Annotated in this window: 2 protein-coding genes; both read right to left on the bottom strand. The window is 63.7% G+C overall.

What is annotated here, in order from left to right; genetic code table 11:
• Window positions 1–809 (bottom strand): GNAT family N-acetyltransferase (locus ACR0P8_RS09275; RefSeq protein WP_432624784.1); only part of this gene is annotated, 809 nt, incomplete at its 3' end.
• Window positions 810–1168: 359 nt separating this feature from the next.
• On the bottom strand, window positions 1169–2665 hold the full coding sequence (gene gatB / locus ACR0P8_RS09270) for an Asp-tRNA(Asn)/Glu-tRNA(Gln) amidotransferase subunit GatB (RefSeq protein WP_432624785.1): 1497 nt from the start codon (window positions 2663–2665) through the stop codon (window positions 1169–1171).
• Window positions 2666–2672: the final 7 nt, after the last annotated feature.

Raw genomic sequence — 2672 nt, 5'->3', positions numbered from 1 at the left:
GTGTTGAGCTGGATGGCGATCGAATGCTCGCGGGCGCTCAACGCCTCCTTGACGCCGGGATTGTCTTCGATCACATGCATGCCGAACGCGTCGAGCGAGCGGATCGGGTCGAATTCGTCGACGAGCGTGTCCATGACGATCAGATCCTGGTAGCGGTTCTGCGAGGCGTTCCACAGGGCGTCACGCGAACGGCCGGACGGCACGAAGCCAAGCGACTGATAGACGGACACGGAACGCGTGTTCTGCTCCGGCACGGCAACCCAGATGCGGTGCATGCCGAGGCCGGCGGGCTCCGGCGCGAAACCGTAGGTCATCACGCGGGGCATGATGTCGCGCGAATAGCCGCGGCCGCGGTAGTCCTTGCCGAGCACCACCTGGATGCGGGCGGAACGCGCCCAACCGTCGATGTCGATGAGGAATATCATGCCGATCACGTTGTCCGAGGAGGCCGCGTCGACCTCGCCATCGCCGTCATGGTCGGCTTCGGTGATGATGGACCATGCGATGGTGCGGCGGGATTCCGGATCGCCCACGCCGGATTCGGACGACGCCTCCCCTTTGGACCACGCCACGGAGCGGCGCACCCACGCGTTCACCGCGCCGCGTTCGGCCACACGGTCCTTGCCGGTGATGCCGGAGGCGCCGATGTACGCTTCGATTCGGTCCATCTGGGCGATGTCCTCGATGGTGGCGGGGCGCAGATGCACCATCTCGCCTTTGATCGGCGGAATGTCGATGCGTCCCGGAAGCTCCCTCGCCCGCTGGTCCGCCGTCGGTTCCTTCGCTGTGGTTTCAGCGTGTTCTGACATGATTCTCGTTTCCTATGTCCTTCGGTGCGGTCCCTCGCCACACACGTACCGACGGTATTGTACCCGACTGGACGCCGGCTGGGAGTTTCGTTGGAGGAATCGCCTGGATTTTCCCTTCGTACGATGGCCGAATCATGCGGAAAACGGGCAAAGGGGCCGTAGGCCGGCCAATAATACGGGGCAAAAGCACGGGGCACGCGGCAATGGCATTGCAATAACGTTGCAATAGCAAAAGGCGCATGTTATGCGGTAAGAGGAATCGCACAACATACGCCTTTTGTTGTCATGATCACTGTTCGTGATCACTGTCGCTATTCGCGATTATGCGGATCGCGCGACGGACGGCAATCGCCGGAACGTCACTTGATCTTGCCCATCACGATCTTGGTGACGGCCTTCGCGTCGGCCTGGCCGCGGGTGGCGCGCATGACGGCGCCGATGATCGCGCCCATCGGCTTCATGTTGCCGCTCTTGAGCTTCTCGACGATGTCCGGGTTGGCCGCGAGAGCGTCGTCCACTGCCTTTTCGAGGGCGCCATCGTCGGAGACGACCTGGTAGCCGTGCTTCTTGACGACCTCGTCCGGGGTGCCTTCGCCGGCGAGCACGCCCGCGACGGTCTGCTTGGCGAGCTTGTCGTTGAGCTTGCCGTCGGCGATGAGCTTCTCGACCTCGGCCACATCGGCCGGGGTGATCGGCAGCTCTTCGAGGCTGACGCCCTTGTTGTTGGCTTCGCGGGACAGTTCGCCCAGCCACCACTTCTTCGCGCCTGCGGCGGATGCGCCGGCCTTGACGGTGTCCTCGAGCAGGTCGAGGGCATCGGCGTTGAGCACGTCGCGCATCTCCAGATCGTTGAAGCCCCATTCGGCCTTCAGACGGTTGCGGCGCTCACGAGGCATCTCCGGCATCTGGGCCTTCATTTCCTCGATGTGCTCCTTGGTGATGTGCAGCATCACCAGATCCGGATCCGGGAAGTAGCGGTAGTCGTCGGCGTCGGACTTGACGCGACCGCCGGCGGTGGTCTGCGAGGCCTCGTCCCAGTGGCGGGTCTCCTGCAGGATCTCGCCGCCTTCGGAAAGGATGGCGGCCTGACGGCGGATCTCGTACTGGATGGTCTTCTCGATGCCGCGGAACGAGTTCACGTTCTTGGTTTCGGAACGGGTGCCGAACGGATCGGACGGGCTGTTGCGCAGCGACACGTTCACGTCGGCGCGCATGTTGCCCTGCTCCATGCGGGCGTGGGAGATATTCAGTGCGCGCACGATGTCGCGGATGGCGCGCATGTAGGCGCCCGCGATCTCCGGGGCGCGCTCTCCGGCGCCTTCGATCGGCTTGGTCACGATCTCGATCAGCGGCACGCCGGCGCGGTTGTAGTCGACCAGGGAGTGGTCGGCGCCTTCGATGCGGCCGTCGGCACCGCCGACGTGGGTGTTCTTGCCGGCGTCGTCCTCGATGTGGGCTCGTTCGATCGGCACGCGGAAGATGGTGCCGTCGTCGAGCTCGACGTCGAGGTAGCCGTTGCCGTTGGTCGGCTTGTCGTACTGCGAGATCTGGTAGTCGCGCGGCATGTCCGGGTAGAAGTAGTTCTTACGGGCGAACTGGCTCCATTCCGCGATTTCGCAGTGCAGGGCGAGGCCCAGCTTGATCGCGTAGTCGACGGCGGTCTTGTTGACCACCGGCAGGGAGCCCGGCAGGCCGAGGCTCACCGGGGTGAGCTGGGTGTTCGGTTCGCCGCCGAAGTGGACTTCGGCCGGGCAGAACAGTTTCGTCTTGGTGGACAGTTCCACGTGGGTTTCCAGACCGATGACCGGGTCGAACTTCTTGACGGCATCGGCGTACTTCATCAACTTTTCAGCCATTTTGTCT

The organism is Bifidobacterium sp., assembly GCF_050874245.1.
Classification (GTDB): domain Bacteria; phylum Actinomycetota; class Actinomycetes; order Actinomycetales; family Bifidobacteriaceae; genus Bifidobacterium.
The sequence above is the reverse complement of the archived record's forward strand: the minus strand, read 5'-3'. Positions and strand labels throughout refer to the sequence as shown.